Source organism: Streptomyces sp. NPDC001502 (genome assembly GCF_042894785.1).
GTDB lineage: Bacteria > Actinomycetota > Actinomycetes > Streptomycetales > Streptomycetaceae > Streptomyces > Streptomyces kutzneri.
Genome location: NZ_JBIAVW010000003.1, coordinates 273,136 through 295,100, shown reverse-complemented (window position 1 = coordinate 295,100; position 21,965 = coordinate 273,136). Strand labels below are relative to the sequence as shown.

The 21,965-nt window shown below is 72.6% G+C and carries 20 protein-coding genes and 1 pseudogene; 10 read left to right on the top strand and 11 right to left on the bottom strand.

From position 1 onward, the window contains the following. Positions 1-46: 46 nt before the first annotated feature. The 4 genes and pseudogenes from ACFY0D_RS06190 to ACFY0D_RS06175 all read right to left on the bottom strand — a co-directional run bounded on the left by ACFY0D_RS06190 (position 47) and on the right by ACFY0D_RS06175 (position 4,232). Complete coding sequence (locus ACFY0D_RS06190) at positions 47-1,618, bottom strand: S8 family serine peptidase (RefSeq protein WP_390797220.1); 1,572 nt, start codon at positions 1,616-1,618, stop codon at positions 47-49. Between the two features lie 1,308 nt (positions 1,619-2,926). Continuing rightward, positions 2,927-3,052 (bottom strand): annotated as a pseudogene (locus ACFY0D_RS06185) (DUF5713 family protein); the annotation flags it as partial. Between the two features lie 26 nt (positions 3,053-3,078). Beyond that, entirely contained in the window at positions 3,079-3,777 is a 699-nt protein-coding gene (locus tag ACFY0D_RS06180; RefSeq protein WP_390797219.1) for an RICIN domain-containing protein, read from the bottom strand. Then, positions 3,774-4,232, bottom strand: a complete 459-nt coding sequence (locus ACFY0D_RS06175; RefSeq protein WP_390797218.1) for a hypothetical protein — start codon at positions 4,230-4,232, stop codon at positions 3,774-3,776. The genes ACFY0D_RS06180 and ACFY0D_RS06175 overlap by 4 nt, the downstream gene beginning before the upstream one ends. Before the next feature lie 111 nt (positions 4,233-4,343). Here ACFY0D_RS06175 and ACFY0D_RS06170 point away from each other — a divergent pair, with 111 nt between their 5' ends. Continuing rightward, positions 4,344-5,210 (top strand): aldo/keto reductase, encoded by an 867-nt coding sequence (locus ACFY0D_RS06170; protein ID WP_390797217.1) that lies wholly within the window; start codon positions 4,344-4,346, stop codon positions 5,208-5,210. Between the two features lie 204 nt (positions 5,211-5,414). On the opposite strand, the gene ACFY0D_RS06165 is transcribed toward ACFY0D_RS06170, so the two are convergent. Continuing rightward, complete coding sequence (locus tag ACFY0D_RS06165) at positions 5,415-5,939, bottom strand: VOC family protein (RefSeq protein ID WP_390797216.1); 525 nt, start codon at positions 5,937-5,939, stop codon at positions 5,415-5,417. Between the two features lie 221 nt (positions 5,940-6,160). Here ACFY0D_RS06165 and ACFY0D_RS06160 point away from each other — a divergent pair, with 221 nt between their 5' ends. Continuing rightward, entirely contained in the window at positions 6,161-6,868 is a 708-nt protein-coding gene (locus ACFY0D_RS06160; RefSeq protein ID WP_390797215.1) for an intradiol ring-cleavage dioxygenase, read from the top strand. A 3-nt stretch (positions 6,869-6,871) separates the two neighbouring features. Here ACFY0D_RS06160 and ACFY0D_RS06155 read toward each other — a convergent pair whose 3' ends face one another. From ACFY0D_RS06155 to ACFY0D_RS06140, 4 genes are all read right to left on the bottom strand, one after another. After that, positions 6,872-7,429: a YbaK/EbsC family protein gene (locus ACFY0D_RS06155; RefSeq protein WP_390797214.1), complete on the bottom strand. Its 558-nt coding sequence runs from the start codon at positions 7,427-7,429 to the stop codon at positions 6,872-6,874. A gap of 152 nt (positions 7,430-7,581) precedes the next feature. Continuing rightward, complete coding sequence (locus ACFY0D_RS06150; protein WP_390797213.1) at positions 7,582-10,002, bottom strand: SpoIIE family protein phosphatase; 2,421 nt, start codon at positions 10,000-10,002, stop codon at positions 7,582-7,584. Next, positions 9,999-14,054: a HAMP domain-containing protein gene (locus ACFY0D_RS06145; RefSeq protein ID WP_390797212.1), complete on the bottom strand. Its 4,056-nt coding sequence runs from the start codon at positions 14,052-14,054 to the stop codon at positions 9,999-10,001. The genes ACFY0D_RS06150 and ACFY0D_RS06145 overlap by 4 nt, the downstream gene beginning before the upstream one ends. A 210-nt stretch (positions 14,055-14,264) precedes the next feature. After that, complete coding sequence (locus ACFY0D_RS06140) at positions 14,265-14,612, bottom strand: STAS domain-containing protein (protein ID WP_390797211.1); 348 nt, start codon at positions 14,610-14,612, stop codon at positions 14,265-14,267. 222 nt (positions 14,613-14,834) lie between these two features. Here ACFY0D_RS06140 and ACFY0D_RS06135 point away from each other — a divergent pair, with 222 nt between their 5' ends. The 7 genes from ACFY0D_RS06135 (at position 14,835) to ACFY0D_RS06105 (ending at position 19,545) form a co-directional block, all read left to right on the top strand. Then, a complete protein-coding gene (locus tag ACFY0D_RS06135) occupies positions 14,835-15,761 on the top strand; it encodes a SigB/SigF/SigG family RNA polymerase sigma factor (RefSeq protein WP_390797210.1) in 927 nt (308 codons plus the stop codon). Between the two features lie 96 nt (positions 15,762-15,857). Then, complete coding sequence (locus tag ACFY0D_RS06130) at positions 15,858-16,217, top strand: lipid asymmetry maintenance protein MlaB (RefSeq protein WP_390797209.1); 360 nt, start codon at positions 15,858-15,860, stop codon at positions 16,215-16,217. Further along, the gene (locus ACFY0D_RS06125; protein ID WP_390797208.1) at positions 16,214-17,176 is read left to right on the top strand and encodes an anti-sigma factor RsbA family regulatory protein; all 963 of its coding nucleotides are present in this window, start codon (positions 16,214-16,216) and stop codon (positions 17,174-17,176) included. The genes ACFY0D_RS06130 and ACFY0D_RS06125 overlap by 4 nt, the downstream gene beginning before the upstream one ends. Positions 17,177-17,291: 115 nt before the next feature. Continuing rightward, positions 17,292-17,756: an ATP-binding protein gene (locus ACFY0D_RS06120; protein WP_390797207.1), complete on the top strand. Its 465-nt coding sequence runs from the start codon at positions 17,292-17,294 to the stop codon at positions 17,754-17,756. A gap of 96 nt (positions 17,757-17,852) precedes the next feature. After that, positions 17,853-17,975, top strand: a complete 123-nt coding sequence (locus tag ACFY0D_RS06115) for a hypothetical protein (RefSeq protein ID WP_384829789.1) — start codon at positions 17,853-17,855, stop codon at positions 17,973-17,975. Positions 17,976-18,265: 290 nt separating this feature from the next. Continuing rightward, on the top strand, positions 18,266-18,715 hold the full coding sequence (locus ACFY0D_RS06110) for an SRPBCC family protein (RefSeq protein WP_390797206.1): 450 nt from the start codon (positions 18,266-18,268) through the stop codon (positions 18,713-18,715). 5 nt (positions 18,716-18,720) lie between these two features. Further along, positions 18,721-19,545: a DUF1206 domain-containing protein gene (locus tag ACFY0D_RS06105; RefSeq protein WP_390797205.1), complete on the top strand. Its 825-nt coding sequence runs from the start codon at positions 18,721-18,723 to the stop codon at positions 19,543-19,545. A gap of 41 nt (positions 19,546-19,586) precedes the next feature. On the opposite strand, the gene ACFY0D_RS06100 is transcribed toward ACFY0D_RS06105, so the two are convergent. Beyond that, the gene (locus ACFY0D_RS06100; RefSeq protein WP_390797204.1) at positions 19,587-20,021 is read right to left on the bottom strand and encodes a VanZ family protein; all 435 of its coding nucleotides are present in this window, start codon (positions 20,019-20,021) and stop codon (positions 19,587-19,589) included. A 239-nt stretch (positions 20,022-20,260) separates the two neighbouring features. On the opposite strand from ACFY0D_RS06100, the gene ACFY0D_RS06095 reads away from it, so the two are divergent. Continuing rightward, complete coding sequence (locus ACFY0D_RS06095) at positions 20,261-20,749, top strand: DUF6328 family protein (RefSeq protein WP_390797203.1); 489 nt, start codon at positions 20,261-20,263, stop codon at positions 20,747-20,749. 13 nt (positions 20,750-20,762) lie between these two features. Here ACFY0D_RS06095 and ACFY0D_RS06090 read toward each other — a convergent pair whose 3' ends face one another. Continuing rightward, on the bottom strand, positions 20,763-21,887 hold the full coding sequence (locus ACFY0D_RS06090; protein WP_390797202.1) for a glutamate--cysteine ligase: 1,125 nt from the start codon (positions 21,885-21,887) through the stop codon (positions 20,763-20,765). Positions 21,888-21,965 lie beyond the last annotated feature (78 nt).

Below are 21,965 nucleotides of genomic sequence, written 5' to 3'. Positions count from 1 at the left end.
CCCGCCTGTTCATCGCGGCTCAGAAGTCACGCGCCGTTCCCTGGTCTCAGAACTGGAGCGCCCACGAGTCGATCTTGCCGGTGTCGACGTTCGCGTTGTCGTTCACGCGGAGCTTCCACACTCCGTTGGCGACCTCGGCGGAGGCATTGACCGTGAAGGTCTTGATGATGTTGTCCGCGCTGCCGCCGGTGCGGTTGTGCAGGGTGTAGACGGTGCCGTCGGGCGCGACCAGGTCCACCTTGAGGTCACCGGTGTAGGTGTGCTTGATGTCGACCGCGACGGCCAGTGACGCCGGGGCGGTGCCGGCGACCCCGCCGACGGTGACGGGCGATTCGACGGTGGCGTTGTCGTTGATCGCGTAGTCGGCGGTGTTCTCGAACCGCTTGCCGGGCGGGACGGTGCCGCCGTCACCCACGTTGAGCAGCAGGTTCGGGGAGCCCGTGCCGGGGCTGGTCACCACGTTCGGGGTCGCGGCGCCCACCAGACCGTCGCGGACCTGGGCGGGGGTACTGGCCGGGTTCTGCGACAGGTACAGCGCCGCCGCGCCGACCACGTGCGGAGTGGCCATCGAGGTGCCGGAGATGGTGTTGGTGGCCGTGTCGCCGGTGCCCCACGAGGAGGTGATGGAGGAGCCCGGCGCGAAGATGTCCAGGACGGTGCCGTAGTTGGAGTAGCTGGCCTTGGCGTCGGTGTTGGTGGTGGCGCCGACCGTGATGGCCTCGGCCACGCGCGCCGGGGACTTCGTCGAGGCGTTGGTGGACTCGTTGCCCGCGGCGACGCCGTAGGTGATGCCGGAGGCGATGGAGTTGCGCACGGCCGTGTCGAGCGCGGAGTCCGCGCCGCCGCCGAGCGACATGTTGGCCACCGCCGGCTTGACCGCGTTGCGGGTCACCCAGTCGATGCCCGCTACGACCTGGGCCGTCGTGCCGCTGCCGTTGTTGTCGAGCACGCGGACGCCGACGATCTTGGCCTTCTTGGCCACGCCGTACGCGCCGCCCGCGACGGTGCCGGCGACGTGCGTGCCGTGGCCGTGGCCGTCCTGGGCGGTGTTGTCGTTGTCGATGGCGTCGTAGCCGTAGGAGGCGCGGCTGCCGAAGTCCTGGTGGGTGATGCGGACACCGGTGTCGATGATGTAGGCGGTGACGCCCTCGCCTGCCTTGTCCGGGTAGGTGTAGCTCTGGTTGAGCGGGAGCGCGCGCTGGTCGATGCGGTCCAGGCCCCAGGACGGCGGGTTGGGCTGGGTCGCGTCGACGGTGAAGACACGGTTCTGCACGACGGACTTGACCGCCGGGTCGGCGGCGAGCTTCCGTGCCTGCGCCTCGGAGACCTCGACGGAGTAGCCGTTGAGGGCGGCACTGTAGGTCTTGTCGATCTTCGCGCCGTACCGCTTGGCGACGGCCTTGCCGCTGTCGGCGGTGGAACGTGCGGCGGAGTCCTTCAGGGTCACGATGTAGCTGCCGGAGACGGTTCCGGCGGCACCGGCGTTCTCGATGACGCCCTGCGCGCCGCTGTCGGCCGCCGAGGCGGGTAACGCGGCGGCCGCGCCGAGCGCGAGGGCGGCGACGGCGGTCGCGCCGATGCCGGCGAGCCTCCGGCGGCTGTGACGCATCACGGACATGTGGGGGGTCCTCCTCTGGGTGGGCACTGCGGGGTGGAACGGCGGCCTGACGGACATAGGCATGCCCATGACAATGTGCCCGGCAGGCCGTCGCCTACGAAAGGTTGACCCAGCCCTGACGCACCCACAAGAGGCCCACGGATGCGTAACATCCCTGCCATGCCCCGGTCATGATTGAGCAAAGGTGCCCCGCACATGACGTAGGCACGGCCCGGTCGGACCGGCCCCGAGTCGGGCACACGCGCCGCCGCACGGACTGCGCCCCGGTCCTGCCCGGTGCGTGGCTGCCCCTGGGACCGCGATTTCCCGCCGGACCCGGCCGCGGTGCCCGCACCGGCCGAGAGGGCCGAACTCGGCGCCGCTGTACGGGTCCGGGCCACCGCCGCCTGGGACGTTCTCGGCGTCCCCGGAGGAGGAGGCCGGCCCGGCCGCGCCGCCGGCCCGGCGGGTTCACGCCAGACGGGACCTCCTCGCGCCGAGCCCGCCGTACGAGGGCCGGGGCGCGGAAACGCACGCGGATCCGGCCGTGCGGCGTGCTCCGGAGCCGGTGCCGGCGGACGGCGGCGGCCGCCCGTGGATGCCCCCGTCCGCGTACGGCGCCCGGGCCGGGCCGAGTTGTGAAATTTTCGTGCCCGCGGACCTCGCCCGGCCCGGCCTGTGGTCCAGAGGTACCCCGACGCCTCCCCCGGACGGGGGAGGCGGGTGCGACAGACGGGGGACGCGCCCCTCGGGGTCACCTTCCAGGATGGGATTGCGGCCGTCGGAAGGGGAGTTCGGGTGGAACGGTGGGATCGGGTCGGGCGAGGCGCGGCCCACGGGCGGCCGGCGGCACGGCGGGCATCGCGCACCCGGCCGAGCGGATCACCGACTGGTACGCGCTGGGGGCGGTCTCCGGTTTCTGGGCGCTGGCCGGCTCCGCCGCCGTCGGGATGATCGCCCGGGCGCGACCGGCCCGTCTGCCACGCCGGCTGCCTCGGGTGTTCGGCTGGGTCGGGTCGGGCTCACTGTTCGCGTGGAGCGGCCGGAAGCTGCCCATCACGCTGTACATGGCGTGGGCCGACCCGGTGGGCGCACGCCCGCCCGAGGACCTCGCCGTCGCGGTGGAGCTCACGGGTGCGCGGTGCCGGCGGGCGCGGCGATGCTGCGGACACGCGGGCGCCCGCGTGTCCGCGCCGCCGAGCCGCACGCCCGAGACGATGCCGCCCCGTGGCCCGGGGCGTGACGCATGCGGGCGCGCCGGGCCCTTTCCGCGGCGGGTACGAAAGCCCCGGCGGACACGGGCAGGCGATCACGGCCTTTCGGTCCCGCTCACCGGTCCCGGCCGGCGATGAGCCGCGCTCCGTCCACGTCCGTGAACCCGCATGCCGACGCGATGAACCAGAACTCATCGCCGGTCCACTCACGCGCAACCGTCTCGATCCCGCTCCCGGCTGCGACGACCACCACCCGAGGGCGGCCCCTCAGGGGGCGAGGTGCCACCACTGGTCGTCGTACTGGTCGCCGCAGGAAACCTGCGCCGCGGGCCGGGTCGCCTCGCGGCCCTGGACCACCAGGCACTTGGCGTTGACGGCATTGCGCAGCATGAACTGGTCGGCCCGGTCGCCTCTCCCCCACTGCAGTTCCCAGTGCTGCCCGTCGTGCCGGGCGGCGGTGCAGGCGAGCTGACGGGCCGGGGCGAAGTTCTCCGAGCCCGCCACGGCCAGACACCGGCCGCTGTGCGCGTTGCGCAGTGTGCGGGTGTCGCCGCCGTCCTGCGGGGCGAGCGTCCAGGTCCGGTCGGCGGCGCCGGTGCAGGTGTCCTGCACCGGGACGAGGCCGTCGTCGGTGCCCGGCACCCGTAGGCACAGCCGGCTGTCGCCGTTGACCAGCCGCCCGGTGAGGACCGACGGATCCGCCGTGCCCGTACCGGGGCGCGGTGTGGGAGCCGTGGCCGTTGCCGTGCTCCCGGGCGGCGGGGCCGCGGCCTCGGTGTCCGGGTCGCCGCCCACCCGGACGGCGATCACGGTGGCCACGCACACCAGGGCCACCGCGCAGGCCGACAGGATGCCGGCGCGGTGCTCGTGGAAGTTGACCTGGAGGTTCCCGCTGCCGCGCTGCACTCCGGCTGGGCCGCGGTAGGTGTCGCCGCGGCGGTCGTCTTCGCGCCCGCCGTCGCTCACGGGCGGGAGTCGAACCGGTTCACCTGGACGTTGCCGTCCCCCGACACCACCGCCGTCGGGCCGAGGAACACGTTCCGCGTGAATCCCCCGGCGGCCGGGCGCGCCGCCCGCGCGGCCTCGTCGAGCAGGGCCCGGAGCTCCGTGACGGCCGCGGCCCGTTCGTCCGGTTCCAGCTGCTCCAGCAGGTCCTCGGTACGGGTCCGCCAGGCCGCACCGTGCCGGGCCCGTTCCTCGTTCCCGTCCCCCTCCGGCCCGCTGCCGTCCTGCCCGGCTGCCGTCAGCTCGGCCGCGGTGCGGTCCAGGCGTTCCAGCTGGACGGTCTCCTGCCGGCGGTCTCCGCGGCCGAACAACCGGGCCAACCGGTTCCGCAACGCCAGCCAGGCGTCCGTTCCGGCGGCCTGTACGACGCCCGAACCCACCGAAGCCGCCAGTGCGACCATCGCCTCGTCCAGCATGAAGCTCCCCCTTCGCCGTCCCCGGGCAACAGCGTCAACGGTAGCCCCGCCCGGCCAGGGGTCAACAGCACTTCCGGTGGCGGGTATCGTCGCGGCGACGAGGGGAATCCGATGACTTCAGGCACGCCCGCCGCGACCGGAACCTTTTCCATCGGCGGCGAGTACCCGGTGTCCCGGCTCGGGTTCGGCGCCATGCGTCTGCCGACCGCCCACGGTGCCGCGCGGGACGGCGCCGTCGCGGTGGCCCGGCGCGCCGTCGCGTTGGGGGTCGGGCTGATCGACACCGCGCATCTCTACGGATGGGGCGCCAACGAGGAACTGCTCGCCGAGGCCCTGCACCCGTACCCGGACGGCCTGTTGATCACCACCAAGGTCGGGGTCGTCCGGACCGACGGCCCCGAGGGCTGGGGCTACGACGCGCGGCCGGACAGCCTGCGCGTGCAGGTCGAGGAGGGGCTGCGCCGGCTCCGCACGGAACGCGTCGGCCTGCTCCAGCTCCACCGGATCGACCCGAAGGTGCCGGTGGCGGAACAGGTGGGGGCGCTCCGCGAGCTCCAGCGGGAGGGGAAGATCGGGCACATCGGCCTGTCCGAGGTCACCGCCTCACAACTCGCCGAGGCCCGGCGGACCGCCGAGATCGCGAGCGTGCAGAACCGCTACAACCTCCTGGACCGGGAGTACGAGCCGGTCCTGGAGGCCTGCGAGGCCGCCGGTATCGCCTTCCTCCCGTGGCGCCCGGTCGCCGCGGCAACACCCGCTCACACCAAGGAACTTGGCGCGATCGCCACCGAACTGGGCGCTACGACGCCACAGCTCCTGCTCGCCTGGCTGCTCGCCCGCTCCCCGGTCATGGTGCCGATCCCCGGGACCGCCTCACTCACCCACCTCGAACAGAACGTCGCCGCGGCGGATCTCCGGCTGGACGGGGCGCAGCTGCGAAGCCTCGCCGGCCTGGCCGGCCCGGAGGGGACGGTCTGAGGGCTGTCCCGCAGTCACCTCACGGAAATGCCTTCGTGCCGCCTCGAAGGTTGCAGTTCAACGGACTGGTCGACCGGAGGGAACACACCGACGCACCCTCGCGGGTCGCGTACCGACTCACCGCACGGCCCGGAACCCCCTTTCGACGCCCGGATGTGAGAGCCGTCCACGGCTGCCGCCCTGAAGAAGTCCGGAAGGTGCGCGCTAGTCGGCCGGCCGCTGCGGGGTGCTGGCCACGCCGGAGGCGCGGCCGCTGAGTTCGGCGTCCAGGGTCTGCTGGGCCGTGCGCATGGATGCGGCGTACTTCGGCTCGGACATGCGCCGCCAGGCCTCGTCCGGCGCGACCTCCTCGACGCGGCTCACCACCCACCAGATGTTGCCGAACGGGTCCCGCACCCGGCCCCCGCGGTCCCCCCACGCGCTGTCGTCGGCCTCGGTGACCACGCGGGCTCCGTGGGCGACGGCGGCGGCCATGGCGGCGTCCGCGTCGCGTACGTAGATCCGCAGCATGGAGGGCGTCACCGGCCAGTCGGGCTGCCGGTCGAAGGCCAGCACGACCGTGTCGCCGACCCGGATCTCCCCGTGGCCGATGCTGCCGTCCGCGACCGCGACCCGGGCGATCTCCTCGCCGTCGAACGCCGCGGCGATGAAGTCGAGCAGCGCGCCCGTGTCGTCGGTGACGACCCATGGCGCGACGCTGGTGTACCCCTCGGGGGCGAAGTGGTCCATCGGCTTCTTCCTCTCCTGTCGCTCCTCGTGACCCCACCACCGTAGGCGTGAACGAGGTCAGTTCTTGTCCTCGTTCGGGTGTCGATCCCCCACGGCGGTGCGGTCTGCCCGGGCGGGTGTGTCGGTGGTGGCCGGGACGCCTTCCGTCCGGCACGGTGGGCGCGATCGGTGGCCGTCGCGCGTCCCGTGCGACGGCCACGCAGCGCGCGGGAGAGGTTCGCATGACCGAGAACGGCAGTTCCCCGACCAGCCGCCGTGCCCTCCTGGTGGCCGCCGGATCGGCCGGGGTCGCGGCGCTGACGGCGGCCTGCTCCGGCCCGGCCGGGAGCCGGGGGGCGGCAGGGCAGCCCTCCGCGTCACCGACCCTAGCGCCGTCGCCCGGTGGCAGCACCCCGGCCTGCGTCCTCGCCGTGGAGGCGGGTGCCGGCCCGTACTACCTGGACCTGGACCGGGTCCGCTCCGACATCACCGAGGGCCGCAAGGGTGTGCCGTTCCGGCTGGACCTCACCGTCGTGCGGGCCTCGGCGGGCTGCCGGCCGGTCACGGACGCCGCGGTCGACATCTGGCACGCCGACGCCTCGGGCGCCTACTCCACCGGCGGATCCGCCTTCCTGCGCGGTACGCAGGTCACGGACGCCGCCGGGCGCACTACGTTCCGCACGATCGTGCCCGGCTGGTACGCAGGGCTGGCGCCGCACATCCACTTCAAGGTGCGCCCCGACCGCCGTACCGAGACGACCTCGCAGTTCTTCTTCCCCGAGGACCTCCTGGTGCGGGTGTACGCGCGGCCGCCGTACGCGGAGCGCCGCGCACCGCAGCACCCCAACGCCCGTGACAGCCGCTACCGCGCCTCCGGGGCCGCGATGACGCTGGCCCTGGTCCCCGACGGGGAGGGCTACCGCGCCGCGTACACCGTGGGAATCGCCTGAGCGTCAGAGGAGGGCGAGGCCCTCGATGAGTTCGGCCCCGGGGATCTGCGCGAACAGCTTCCCGGGGGCGATGAGCTTGCCGCGCCGGCGTCCGCTGCCGACGAGTACGTACGCCATGTCGGCGACCGCCGCGTCCACCAGGAGCGGCCAGTCCCCCGGCAGGCCGAGCGGGGTGATGCCCCCGTACTCCATGCCCGTCAGCTCCACGGCCGTCTCCATCGGCGCGAAGGACACCTTGCGCGCGCCCAGGTGGCGCCGGACGGCGCCGTTGACGTCGACCCGGCCGGCGGAGGGCACGAGGCAGGCGGCGAGGGTGACCGCGCCGCCGCGCCGGGCGGCGACGACCACGCAGTTCGCCGACCGGTCGAGGAGCTCCGGCCCGTAGTGGGCGACGAAGGCGGCGGTGTCGGCGATCTCGGGGTCGGTGTCCACGTAGACGATCTGCTCGGCGGGCACGTCACCGGCCCAGCCGCGGACCGCTTCGGCGACGGGCGGGGTGAGTTCCGCGAGGCAGTCCGGAGCCGGCACCGCGTTGTCGAAGGACCCGATGGGAGCACGCATGCCCGCACGCTAGCACCCGTCAACGGGTCGGCGCGGTCGCCGGTTCGGGGTGGTCGAGGACCACCCCCCGCTCGTCGAACTCGATGTCGCTGTGGAGTTGCCGGACGAGGCGATGGCTGATCACCGGCCGAGTCCGGGGTGTGGCCCCCGCGTCAGCCGACCTGGATTCCGATGACGCAGGTGTCGTCGTCCGTGTCGGACCGGCTCTCGGCGAGGAGGCGGTCCAGCTGCCGGTCCAGGTCTCCGGCGCCGGCGGCCGCCGCGTTCATGAGGTGGCCGAGCGAGTCCTGCACCGAGGAGTCCCGCCGCTCCACCAGCCCGTCCGTGTACATCAGCAGGGTGTCGTCCGGTTCGAGCCGCACCTCCCGCTCGGCGTAGGTCACTTCGGGGAGCGCGCCGAGGAGCAGGCCCTCGATGAGCGGGAAGGCCTCCGCCTCGCCGCCGCGGACGAGTACGGGCGGCAGGTGCCCGGCGCGCGCCCAGCGCATCACCCTGGTGCTGGGGTCGAAGAGCCCGCAGACCGCGGTGGCCGTCACGTGCTTGGCGAGGTGGTGGGTGACCGTGTTGAGCCAGGACAGCAGCTGGGCGGGGCCCGCTCCGGTCACGGCGAGGCCGCGCAGCGCGTTGCGCAGGACGACCATGCCGGTGGCCGCCTCGATGCCGTGTCCGGCGACGTCGCCCACGGAGAGCATGACCAGCCCGGAGGGCAGGACCACGGTGTCGTACCAGTCTCCGCCGACGAGCGACTCGGTCTCGGCGGGCCGGTAGCGGACGGCGACGCGCAAACCGGGTGCCTCGACGGCCTGCGGGGTGGGGGGCATGATCGCGTGCTGGAGCTGCAGGGCGAGGCGGTTGCGTTCGGCGGACTCGGCCTCGGTGTGGGCGAGTTGGTCCCGGGTCGCGGCCAGGGCGACCTCGGTCCAGTGCTGTGCGGAGATGTCCTGGTAGGCACCGCGGACGGCGTGAAGGCGCTGGTCGGCATCGAGGACTGGCTCGGCGACGACGCGGATGTGCCGGGTGATGCCGTCGGGCCTGCGCAGGCGCAGGTTGACGGAGGCCGGACGGCGGTAGCGCAGCACGGCCCGCAGGAAGCGGTCCAGGGCGGCGGAGTCGTCGGGGTGGGCGTAGCCGGGCAGTTCCCGCAGTCGCACGGGCGGGGCGGTGGCCGGCAGTCCGTGCAGCGCGTACAGCTGCGCGTTCCAGGTGATCCCGCCGGTGACGAGGTTCTCCTCGAAGCCGCCGATCCGGCCCAGGCGCTGGGCGTGCTGGAGGAGGTCGGCCAGTCGTGCCGTCTCGTCCTCGACGCGCCAGATCAGCAGGACGGCGGCCCCGTGGCGGCTGACGCTGATGTCCGCGACCGAGGTGAGGGGGATCTGATCGACGAGCGCGGTCAGGCTCATGCGTTCGGCGCGGAAGGGCTCGCCCGTCGCGTGCACGCGCTCGATGATGTCGAAGAGCCCGTTCTCGCCCCCGGCCATCGGATAGGCCTCCAGCAGCAGTGCGCCGTTCACGTCGCCGCGCGGCCGCCCGGCGGGATCGACGAACCGGCTGCCGGCGTGGCGGATGCGGAAGTCGGTCAGCCGGCCCTCGTGGTCGAGTACGGGGGTGAGGACCACGGCGGGGTCGTGCAGGCCCTCGGAGAGGTCGATCAGCTCCGCGACGTCCGGGAGCACCGCGTCGAGCGTGCCGGGATCGACCGTGGGGGCGGTGTCCATGGTGCGGGCGCACAGTTCGGCGAGGGCCTCGACCTGGCGTTCGATCTGCGGGGGCTGCGGCGCCAAGGGCTGCGGCCAGCAGATTTCCAGGACGCCGTGGATCCGTCCGCCGGTCCCGGCCGGTACGGCCATCCGCCCGCCGTCGGGCCGCTGGAGGTGGCCGATCGAGGGAGGTCCGTCGTGCTGGAGCCGGGCGAGGGTGACCAGTCGGCGCTCGCGCAGCGCGAGGCGGGCGACAGTGGAGACGCCCGGGGGTACGTGGCGCCAGCGTGCGGCTTCCCCGGGCGGGAAGCCGGCATGGCCGGCGAGGGCCAGGGAGCCGTCGGGGGCCGCGCTCCAGACGGCGACGGCGACCGCGCCCAGGGGCCCGAGGGCGTGCGTCAGGAGGGACTCGGCCACCGCCTGGGTGTCGTCGGCGGCGGCCAGTACCCCGCTCTCGGCGGTACGCAGCCGCACGGAGACCGCGGTGGACCGCTCGGCCGGTTCCGGCGTGCCGGTGCGCCGGGCGAAGGCGGCGGCGACCTCGCTGACGTGGTCGCGGGAAGCCTGGTTGACGATGTCGGCGGCGAGTTCCAGGACGGACAGCCCCGTCTCGCGGGACAGCTCGTCGAGCTGGCGTGCCGCCGCGGCGGGGGTACAGCTCAGCTGTCCGATCAGGATGCCCTTGGCCAGCTCGACCAGGGCCCTGCCGTCCGCGGCGGCGTGCGCCTCCCGCACCTCGCGGCGGAGCCGTTCCACGGTGGCGACCAGGCGTCCCAGGGGGGCCGGCGCGTGGTGCGGGACCGTGTTCCGGGACGGCACCTCGGCAACCGTTCCCGGGAAGCGGGCGTCGTCGGTCCGCTGTGTGCCGGGCGTCATCCGGTGAGCCAGTGCCGGACGCGGGCGATGAGGTCGTCGGCGTCGACCGGCTTGGTCACGTAGTCGCTGGCTCCGGCGGCGAGACTTTTCTCGCGGTCGCCCGGCATCGCCTTGGCGGTGACCGCGATGATGGGCAGCCCCGCGTAGGCCGGCATCCGCCGGATCTCGGCGGTCGCCGCGTAGCCGTCCAGTTCGGGCATCATCACGTCCATCAGGATCAGGTCGACGCCCTCGTTGCGGGTGAGGGTGTCGATCCCCTTGCGGCCGTCCTCCGCGTGCAGGACGCGGACGCCGTGCAGTTCCAGCACCCCGCTGAGGGCGAACAGGTTGCGCGCGTCGTCGTCGACGACGAGGACGGTGCGTCCGGCCAGGTCGTCGTCGAGCGGCTGGGCTCCCTGCCGGTCCTGCGCCTCCTCGTGGACGAGGGGCAGTACGTCCCCCGGCCGGTCGGCGGACAGGTGCAGCACGATGCGTTCCCGGAGCTCGTCCAGACTCGACAGCAGTTCCAGCCGGCGCGACGCGGCCCGGTCCCGCAGCGCCCGCTCCTGCCCGCTCTTCAGGCGGGGGTTGTTGTGCGCGAGGACCGGGAGGGAGGAGAGCGCCGGGTCTCCGTCGAGCGCGTCGAGGAAGCGCAGGGCCTCGCCGCCGGGCATGTCGAGTTCGAGCACGACGCAGTGGAAGGAGTGCGAGGCCAGGGCGGCGGCGGCTTCCCGTGAGCTCGTGGCGTTGACCACCTGGACGGCCTCGCGGTGGTCCCCCGTCGGCAGATGGCCGGGGGTGAGGTCCCGGTCGGCGCTCTCGGCGACGAGGGAGAGCAGGCCGTGGGGACGCTCCTCGATCACCAGGAGGCGGCGGGCCCGCCGCTGCGGCGGGACCGGAACGGCCGCGCCGGCGGCGCCCGCCCGTACGGGATGTCCGGCGGCGCCGGCGTGCCGGGCCGTCGCGGGGGCCTCGGGCGCGCCGGGGGGCCCGGAGGCCCCGGGGAGGGGTTCCTCCTCGTAGTCCGCCCGGCTGACCGGCAGGTAGAGGGTGAAGGTGCTGCCCTGTCCCGGTGTGCTCTCCGCGATCACGGCTCCGCCGAGGAGTTGGGCGATCTCGCGGCTGATGGAGAGCCCGAGCCCGGTGCCCCCGTACTTGCGGCTGGTGGTGCCGTCGGCCTGCTGGAAGGCGCCGAAGACGGACTCCAGCTGCTGCTCCGGGATACCGATGCCCGTGTCCCGTACCCGGAAGGCGAGCATGGGCGCGCGGCCGGGGAGCCCGGCGGGGACCTCGGGCGGCGCCGCGGGTTCGATCCGCAGCTCGACACCGCCGCGCTCGGTGAACTTGACCGCGTTGGAGAGCAGGTTGCGCAGGATCTGGCGCAGGCGCGCGTCGTCGGTGAGCAGGTCGGCCGGGGCGTCGGGAGCGGTGGTGACGGTGAAGTCGAGGCTTTTCTGCGTGGTCAGCGGGCGGAAGGTGGCGTCGACGTACTCCAGCAGCTGCGGCAGGTACACCCGCTCGGGATTGACGTCCATCTTCCCCGCCTCGACCTTCGAGAGGTCGAGGATGTCGTTGATCAGCTGCAGCAGGTCCGAGCCCGCCGAGTGGATGATTCCCGCGTACTCGACCTGCTTCGGGGAGAGGTTGCGGGTCGGGTTCTGGGCGAGCAGCTGGGCGAGGATGAGGAGGCTGTTGAGCGGTGTCCGCAGCTCGTGGCTCATGTTGGCCAGGAACTCGGATTTGTAGGTGGAGGCGCGCGACAACTGCCGGGCCCGGTCCTCCAGTTCCTGCCGGGCCTGTTCGATCTCCAGGTTCTTGGCCTCGATGTCGCTGTTCTGGCTGGCGAGCAGGGCCGCCTTCTCCTCCAGCTCCGCGTTGGAACGCTGCAGTTCCACCTGCTGGACCTGCAGTTCCTCCGAACGTGCCTGGAGCTCCCCGGTCAGCCGCTGGGACTCCTCCAGGAGTTCGTCGGTACGGGCGTTGGCGACGATGGTGTTGAGGTTGACGCCGATGGTCTCCATCAACTGGCCGAGGAAGTCCCGGTGTACGGGGGTGAAGGCGGAGAACGAGGCGAGCTCGATCACCCCGAGGACCTGGTCCTCCACCACGATGGGCAGGATGATCAGGCTGCCCGGGGAGGTGTGGCCGAGCCCGGAGGAGATGACGTAGCCGCCGGGGACCTGGTCGGTGGCGATGATCCGGTGGCTGCGCGCGGCCTGCCCCACGAGGGACTCCCCGAGGGCGAATCCGGTGCCCTTTCCGGTGCCTGCGGGGCGGCCGTAGGAGCCGACCAGGATGAGCAGCGGGCCGTCGGGGCCGTCCTCGGCGAGGTAGAAGGCCCCGTACTGGGCGGCGACGAGCGGCGTCAGTTCGTCCATGACGAGTTCCGCGACGGCGGCGAGGTCCCGGTGGCCCTGCATCATGCCCGAGATCCGGGCCAGGTTGGACTTGAGCCAGTCCTGCTCCTGGTTGGCCCGGGTGCTCTCCCGCAGCGAGCCGACCATGGAGTTGATGTTGTCCTTGAGTTCGGCGACCTCGCCCGAGGCGTCGACGGTGATCGAGCGGGTCAGGTCGCCCTCGGCGACCGCGCTGGCGACCTCGGCGATGGCCCGGACCTGGCGGGTGAGGTTGCCGGCCAGCTCGTTGACGTTCTCGGTCAGCCGCTTCCACGTGCCGGAGACGCCCTCGACCTCGGCCTGGCCGCCGAGCCGGCCCTCGCTGCCGACCTCGCGGGCGACGCGGGTGACCTCGGCGGCGAAGGAGGAGAGCTGGTCGACCATGGTGTTGATGGTGGTCTTCAGCTCCAGGATCTCCCCCCGCGCGTCCACGTCGATCTTCTTGGACAGGTCGCCGTTGGCGACGGCCGTGGTGACGAGCGCGATGTTGCGGACCTGGCCGGTGAGGTTGTTCGCCATGGAGTTGACGTTGTCGGTGAGGTCCTTCCAGGTACCGGCGACGTGGGGAACCTGTGCCTGGCCGCCGAGCCGGCCCTCGGTGCCGACCTCGCGGGCCACCCGCGTCACCTCGTCGGCGAACGCGGACAGCGTGTCGACCATCGTGTTGATGACGCCGGCCAGCGCGGCGACCTCGCCCTTCGCCTCCACCATGATCTTCTGCGAGAGGTCGCCGCGGGCGACGGCGGTGGCCACCTGGGCGATGGAACGGACCTGGCCCGTCAGGTTGGACGCCATGACGTTGACGTTGTCGGTGAGGTCCTTCCACGTGCCGGAGACCCCGCGCACCGTGGCCTGGCCACCCAGGTTGCCCTCGGTGCCGACCTCGCGGGCCACCCGGGTCACCTCGTCGGCGAAGGCGGACAGCTGGTCGACCATCGTGTTGATGGTCTCCTTCAGCTCCAGGATCTCCCCCCGCGCGTCCACCCGGATCTTCTGCGTCAGATCGCCCTGGGCCACCGCGGTGGTGACTTCCGCGATCGAGCGCACCTGGGCGGTCAGGTTGTCGGCCATGACGTTGACCGACTCGGTCAGGTCCTTCCAGGTGCCGGACACGCCCTTGACGTCCGCCTGGCCGCCGAGCCGGCCCTCGGTGCCGACCTCCCGCGCCACGCGGGTGACCTCTCCGGCGAAGGCGGACAGCTGGTCGACCATCGTGTTGATGGTCTCCTTCAGCTCCAGGATCTCCCCGCGCGCGGTGACGTTGATCTTCTGCGAGAGGTCGCCCTTGGCCACGGCGGTGGCGACCTGGGCGATGGAGCGCACCTGGGCCGTGAGGTTTCCGGCCATGAAGTTGACCGAATCCGTGAGGTCCAGCCAGGCGCCTCCGACTCCCGGTACGTCCGCCTGGCCGCCGAGCGTTCCCTCGGTGCCCACCTCGCGGGCCACCCGGGTCACCTCGGACGTGAACAGCGACAGTTGGTCGGCCATCCCGTTGAACACGGTGGCGATCTCGCCGAGCAGCCCGTCCGCCGTATCGGGCAGCCTGGTACGGAAGTCTCCGTCCCGTACGGCCGTCAGGCCGGCCAGCAGCTGGCGCAGTTCCGATTCGCCGACCCTGTCCTCGCCAGGGAGCGCCGGCGACCTGCCCGGTGCCTCCCTGCCCGTCCGCTCAGCCATCCGCCAACCTCACTCTAGAAAACGACCGTGCCGGTGCGGGGGACAGGAGGTGATGGGGATCCGCCATCGCCGCACGACCGGTGATGAAGGCTACCGTCGACGCAAGCCCACCTGATCACCCGGTCACGGTGACGACCGGCGGGATGACAGCACGGCGGTACGGCGACGCTGCGGACGCGGACCGGGTGAGGCGCGGGCCGGACGCGTCGGTCACGCCCCGCCGACGGCGTCCTCGACGCTCGGGTGGAGGGAGAGGACGGTATCGGCGCCCGTCAGGGCGAAGAGACGGCGGAGTTGCTCGCCGGGGGCGGCGATGCGCAGCGTGGTGAGGTGGTGCAGCCGCAGCAGCAGGTTCAGGAACGAGGAGTCGCCGAAGGTGATGGAGCCCGCGTCCAGGACCACCACCCGGTGCTGATCCGCGGCAGAGGCGAGCGCGTCCTCCAGCGGGGCCAGCGTGTCCTGGTCGAGCTCCCCGTGCGCCGCCACCACCCACCCGGCTCCGGCCAGGTAGCCCTCCCCGACGATGCCTTCGTGGTACGCGTCCCCTGCTCCGGTCATGTCCGCCTCCCCGGATCGTCACCTGTACGGCTTCCGCAAGGGAGTATGCCTGCTCGCCGGCCGGTCGCGGGCGCCAAGCCCCGCGGCACACGCACCCGGAGGCCGGCGCCACCTCATCGGCGGTGGCCGCGGACAAGAAGTTTCCGCGAGGGCGTGTAAGGAGGTGAAGTCCGGGCACAAGCGCCCGAGCAGCCGTCAGTCAATCGGGAGGGAACGGCCACCATGTCTCGCTCGGCCACCGCCGCAGTCCCCATTCGTGCAACAGACGCGTATATGACGCCCGCTGTGCCCGGCACCGTGGGAGCCCCACGGCAGGACGTGGATCTGCCCGAGGTGAAGAACGCCCGGGAGATGGCGCCTGCCGACGCCCGCCAGCTTTCGAAGCTCTTCTTCCTGAGGCTCGGCGCCCTGGAAGAGGGCACGCGCGAGTACCAGTACGCCCGCAACACCCTGATCGAGATGAATCTCTCGCTCGTTCAGTTCGCCGCGCGGCGCTTCCGCTCCCGCGTGCTGGGCGGGGGTCTGGACATGGACGACATCATCCAGGTGGGAACCATCGGTCTCATCAAGGCCATCGACCGCTACGAGCCCGAACGCGAGGTCGAGTTCTCCACCCTCGCCCTCCCCTATATCACCGGCGAGATCAAGCGTTACTTCCGTGACACCACCTGGGCGGTGCACGTTCCGCGCCGTCTGCAGGAGCTGCGTACGGAGCTCGCCAGGGCGCAGGAGGCCCTGACCGAGGTACTGGGCCGGTCCCCCACGGTCAAGGAGGTCGCCCAGCACCTCGAACTGACCGAGGAGCAGGTCATCGACGGGCTGGTCGCCGCGAACGGCTACACGAGCGGCTCCCTGGACACCTCCGCCGACAGCGACGAGCCGTCGACGACGACGAGCCGGACGACCCGTCCGCTGGCGGACCGGCTCGGCGACGTGGATCCCGCCATGGAACTCTTCGAGGAGTTCCACACCCTCGCGCCCCTCCTGGAGCAGCTGGACGAACGTGATCGGCTGATCCTGCAACTGCGCTTCGGCGAGGACAGGACTCAGGCGGAGATCGGCGTGGAACTGGGCATCTCGCAGATGCAGGTCTCGCGCCTGCTGTCCCGGACCCTGGCCCGGCTGCGCGCCGGAATGCTCTCGGTGTAGGCAGCGGCCATGCCCTCACCTCATCGGCACCACGGACCGGTCCCGCACGTCCCTCCCCTCCCGCCCATCGGCGCGCAGGCGCTCTACGATGACGCCATGTGGGCGAACGAGGTCGTGCGGTGCGCGAACGCCGGGACGGGTACGACGGCGACGCTGACCGCACGGCCGTTGCGCGACCGACCCGGTGCCCAGCTGAGCGGCAGCTGCGACCTCGACACCCGGCCGATCCTGTGCGCGGCGCTCGGCGTCGTCATCCGGATCCCCGGCCCGGTCGTCCATCTCGACCTGTCCGCGGTGGCCTTCCTCGACACGGCCGCCGTCGCCGCCCTGGTGCAGGCCAACGCCACCGTCACCGGCCAGGGGCGTCGCCTGCTGCTCCACCACCCGCCATACTCGCTCCGCAAGCTCGTGGAGATGTTCCCGGACGAATGTGCCGCGCTGGAGGTCGCAGCATGATCAATTCTCCTGCGTCCGGCGCCTCCGGGGCCTTCGTCCACCCCGCCCTCTTCTACCGGGGGCAGGCGGACTACCTGGCAGGCGTGGGCGGGTTCGTACGGTCCGCCCTCGCGGCCGACGAGCCGGTGCTCGTGGCCGTGCCCGGCCCGCGGCTGGATGCCCTGCGCGAGGACCTCGGCGTCGCCGCGACCGGGGTCACCTGGACGGACATGACGCACCTGGGCCGCAACCCCGGCCGTATCCTGGCCGCCCTGCAGGACTTCGCCGACCGGCACGCGGGACGGCCGGCCAGGATCGTGGGCGAGCCGATCTGGCCCGGGCGCTCGCGGGCCGAGGTGCTGGAGGCCACGCGTCACGAGGCCCTCATCAACACCGCCTTCGCGGGGCGCCGGGCCACCATCCTGTGCCCGTACGACGTCCTCGGCCTGCCGGCCGCCGTGGTGTCCGATGCCCGGCGTACGCATCCCACGCTGCTGGAGGACGACAAAGCCCTGCTGAGCCCGGACTACGCGGACGCCTCGTCGGTCTGCGCCGACTGCGACGCCCCCCTGCCCGAACCCGACGGCGGTGCGCCCTGGCTCGCCTACACGCACGGGCAGCTGAGCGAGGTACGCGCGTACGCCGAGGCCTTCGCCCGTGGCACGGCCCTGAGCGCCGTGCGGCGGGGCGACCTCGTCCTGGCGGTCGGCGAGGCCGCCGCCAACTCCCTCGCTCACGGGGGCGGGAGCGGCGCGATCCGGCTGTGGAGCACTGCGGGATCCGGTGCGGGTGCCGGGGTCGTGGCCGAGATCCGCGACGGAGGTCACCTCGCCGACCCGTTGGCGGGGCGCCGTCGTCCCGCCCTGGCCTCGGCCGACGGCGGCCGAGGCCTGTGGATGATCCACCAGCTGTGCGATCTGGTGGAGATCCGCGCCTCGGACGGCGGCCTTACTCTGAGGCTGCACATGACAACCTGCTGAGCGGCCGGCGGTCCCTTTAGACTGTCAGTCGCGTGCTCGGGTGTCCTCGGCCCCACGGGGCCTGTTCGTTCCCGCGAACAGAGACCAATGTCAATGGTGGGGGTGAGAGACCTCAGTGGAAACGATCGGGCCGGAAGCCGGCGATCGCAGGCCTGCCGGGCTTCCCGTCGCGGGGCAGCGCCGTCGGCTCGCCCTGGCCGGCGTCCGCGGACCCGTGGCCAAGGGCCGCGACTTCGTACGCCAGGCCCTGCTCGACTGGGGCTGGAGCGGGACCGAAACGTCCGAGGACACCCTGCTCCTCGTGTCCGAGCTGCTGACCAACGCGGCCCTGCATGCGGGCGGTTGCATCGAGCTCGCGCTCTCGGCCGGCGAGGTCCTGCGGATCGAGGTCTTCGACGGCACGACGACGCAGCCCCGCCGCCACCCGTCGCCGCAGCGCGGCCTCCCGGGCGGCCACGGCCTCTACATCGTGGAGCGTGTCTCCGATCGCTGGGGCACGCACACGCACGAGAACGGCAAGGCCGTCTGGGCCGAGATCGAGGCATCCCGGCTGACCTCGGGCAGGTCCACGGGGCTGTGACCCGGCCGGGCCCCGCGGGCCCCCGCACCACCCCGCGCCCGCGCCCCCGTCCTCGTGCCGGAGCTTCGTTCCGCGCGAGGGGGGCAGGCGCGCGGTATGACATCCCACGCGCTCGACTCCCTGGCCCTTGCTCCGGCGCCCGGCCCCGCCTGGCTCCACCTCGCCGTCATCGCGTTCGCTCTCCTCGTCCTGCTCCACAGCCTGGCCCGGCACCGGTAGCAGGGACGGAGGCTCCCCGCACCGTGAACGTCACCCACGGCTGAGGGTGCGGCACGGTACGAATTCCTTCCCCGCTGCTGTTTGAGCCCCCGATTCGGGGCCAGACGCGTAAGTGTCGGCGAGTTGCCGTTTCGAGCGGGGCGGCGACCCGTCGAGATCCGCGGCCGCACGCAGGTGTCCCGTCCCCCCGGGCACCGCGTGCGGCCGCGGTCCTGCAGGGTCCTGACGGCGATGCCCGGCTTCGCGAGATGCGGGGTGGGGCCGCCGACGACGACGCGGAAGGGGTACGCATGTCGCACGTGGAGGAGTACGTCGAGGTCAACGTTCCGGCACGGACGGCCTACAACCAGTGGACGCAGTTCGAGGAGTTCCCCGTCTTCATGGAGGGGGTCGAACGCATCGAACAGCGCACGGACACGCTCACCCACTGGGTGACGAACGTGAACGGCGTCCGGCGTGAGTTCGACGCACAGATCACCGAGCAGTACCCGGACCACCGCGTCGCGTGGATGACGGTGGACGGTGAGCCGCGCCAGGCCGGGCTGGTGACCTTCCAGCCGATCGACGCGACCACCACCAAGGTCGTCCTGCACATGAACTGGGTGCCCGACGGGCTGGCCGAGAGCGCAGCCGACAAGCTCGGCTTCATCAAGCGCCAGGTCGCCGGCGACCTGTTGCGGTTCAAGCTGTTCATCGAGTCCCGCGGAGCCGAGACGGGCGCCTGGCGGGGCGAGGTCTGACCGCGATGGGCAGCGGCCGTGTGAGCAGGGGCGTCCGGGCCGCGTCCCGCGGTGGCGGGGGCCGGGAGGTCACGGCGCGCTGCGGGCTGCTGGCCCGCGGGGTGCTGTACGCACTGATCGGGATGCTGGCCCTGCGCGTGGCCTTCGGTGATGCCGGGGGCAAGGAGGCCGACCGCCAGGGCGCCCTCCAGGAGCTCATGGGCAAGCCCTTCGGCGGCATCCTCGTCTGGGCCGTGGGCATCGGGCTCGTCGGCATGATGCTGTGGCGCCTGTCGGAGGCGGTGTTCGGCGCGGCCGGACCCGACGGCGGCAAGCCGGTGAAGCGGCTGGCCTCGGCGGGCCGGACCGTCTTCTACGCCGCGGTCGCCTTCTCCGTCCTGTCGTTCGCGGCGGGCGGGGGCGGGCGCTCCGGCGACCAGCAGTCCCGCGACATGACGGCGCGAGCCATGGATCTGCCCGCCGGCCGGTGGCTGGTGGGTGCGGCCGGGCTCGGGATCGCCGTCGCGGGCGCGGTCATCGCGGTGCAGGCGGCGCGGCGCAGCTTCCGCAAGCATCTCGCCATGAGCGGGGTCTCGGCGCGGTGGCGCGCGGCCGTCGGCTTTCTCGGGGTGACCGGCGGCCTGGCCCGGGGCGCCCTGTTCGCGGCGGTCGGCGGCTTCGTCGTGTACGCCGCTGTGCGCTACGACCCGGCGCAGGCGAAGGGCATCGACGACACCCTGAGGTCGTTCACCGGGACGCCGGCGGGGCCGTGGCTGCTGGTCGCGGTCGCCCTCGGGCTGATGCTCTTCGGGGCGTTCTCCTGGGCGATGGCCCGATGGCGGGAGGTCTAGGGCCCGTGCAGGCGGAGGGCCGCCGTACGACTCGTCCGGGCTCAGCGGTGCCACCAGTGCCTGCGGCGCGGGTGTACGGCCCGGCCCAGCCGCAGGCCGATGAGCAGGTAGCCGATGAGCGCTCCGGCCGTGTTGAGGATGACGTCGTCGATGTCGAAGACGCGTCCGGTGATCAGGGCTCCCTGGGTGAGTTCCACCAGGGTCATCAGGGCGACCGTCACCGCGGCGACCCTCACCAGCCCCCGGGCCGGGGGCAGCAGGACCGGCAGGAGCACCCCGAACGGCAGACCCAGCAGCAGGTTCCCGCCCAGCTGGCGCACCGCATCGACCGTCGACGTCCCGTCCAGATAGGCGCTGATCGAATGACCCGGTCGGACATTGCTGTGGACGAGGGCCTCCGAGGCGGCGGACGGTTCGAGCGTCAGCCGGGCCAGGACCGCACCGAACAGGACCGTCCCGACGAAGGCGATCACCATGGCCAGCGCCCGGACGGCCGGGTGTGCCGGACGGCGTTGCCGCCGGCCGGCCGCCCTGGTCCCTTCCGTAAATTCTTCGGATCCCTCGGATCCCTCGGATCCCTCGGACACCGCACCACGCCGCCGTGCCTGCCTCCATGTCATGCGGGCGCGTTTACCCTGTGGACGGCCGTGTACGCGTGCTCCACTGACGGTCCGCCACGCATACCCGACAGCCCCGGCGGACATAGGGAGGATTCATGGCACAGGATGCCCAGAACGGGCGGAACGAGAGCGTGGAGGAACGCGCGGACCGGCAGTGGCAGGAGCTCATCCAGGAGATCCGCGTCGCGCAGACCGGCGTGCAGATCCTCTTCGGCTTCCTGCTGACCGTCGCCTTCACCCCGCACTTCCAGGGTCTGCCCCAGACCGACAAGGTGATCTACATCGTTACCGTGGTGCTGGGCGCACTGGCGACGGGGGCGCTGATCGGGCCCGTCTCCTTCCACCGCATCGTCTCGGGCCGCCGGATCAAACCCGAGGCGGTCGCGTGGGCCTCGCGTCTGACCTTCACCGGACTGATCCTGCTCCTGGCCACCTGCACGTGCGCCCTCCTCCTCGTGCTGCGGGTGGCCACGCACAACGCGGTCGGGCCCTGGCTCGTCGCGGGAGTCCTGGCCTGGTACCTCCTGTGCTGGTTCGTCCTCCCCCTCTGGGCGCGCGTCCGCTACACCGAAGGGGCGGGCTGAGCGGCGGACGGCCTCAGAAGGCGGGTGTGGCCGTGGTCGTGTCCGCGCAGCCCAGGACCACGGCGGCGAGGTCACCTCGCTCGCTCAACAACGCGCGCTGGACCCGGGCGCCGTTGCCACGTTTCAGGAGAGTGGCGATCTCCGCGGTCACCCGTTCCTGGTCGCCGTGGTCGACGAGCGCCTCGCGGACGTGCTCGTGGAGGGCCCGTACGGCGGTGGCGGGAGCGGTCTCCCGCATCGTCAGGGGATGCAGCAGCGGCCCGTCCAGCCCTGACCGGCCGGCCCGCCAGCCGGCCAGGCGCAGCAGACCCGTATCGACCCGGGCCGGCGGCTCCCCGGCCCGCCAGGCCCGGGCGGCCGTTTCGACCAGCGCGCGGACGAGGGCGGCCAGGAGCACCGTGGTCCCCGCCTCCAGGCACACGTCCGCGACCCGGATCTCCACCGTGGGGTAGACGGCCGACAGACGGGCGTCGAAGTAGATCATTCTTTCGTCGTGCAGCACGCCGGTGTCCACCATCGCGCCGACCTGCTCGTGGTAGCGGTCGGCTGACCCGAAGACGTCCACGGGCCCGGCCGAGGGCAACCGGTTCCACACCCGGCTCCGGTAGCTTCCGTACCCGCTGTCCGCGCCCTGCCAGAAGGGAGAGTTCGCGCTCATCGCGATCAGTACGGCGAGCCAGGGGCGGATCCGGTCCAGGACGGCCACGCCCTCCTCGTCCGACTCGACCGCTACGTGGACGTGGCAGCCGCAGGTCAGCTGCTCCTGCGCGGTCAGGCCGAACTGCTCGGCGATCCACTCGTACCGCTGTCCGGCGCTGCGCGAGGGCCGCACGGGCAGGGGCGACGTGCCGAGGGCCGCCACGAGGGCTCCGGCGGACGCCGCGTGCCGGGCCGCCTCCGTGCGCCACCGGACGATCTCCTCCTGGAGCTCGCCCATCTCCGTCACCGGCTTGGTACCGAACTCCACCTGCTCCTTCTGGAGCTCCTTCTCGAAGACGTGCTCCTTCGCTCCCCCGCCCTTGGAGCACTCCCCCGTGCAGTGGTCCGCCGCCGCCACGACCGGGCCCGACACGGCCAGCGGCTCACCGGTGGCAGCGTCCACCAGCAACAGCTCTTCTTCCACGCCCACGCTTCGCATTCCGCCGCCGCCCATCGCTCCCGGGTTCAGATCGATACAGGTGGCCGCGTTCGAGGTGAGCGCCCCGATGCCGCACGC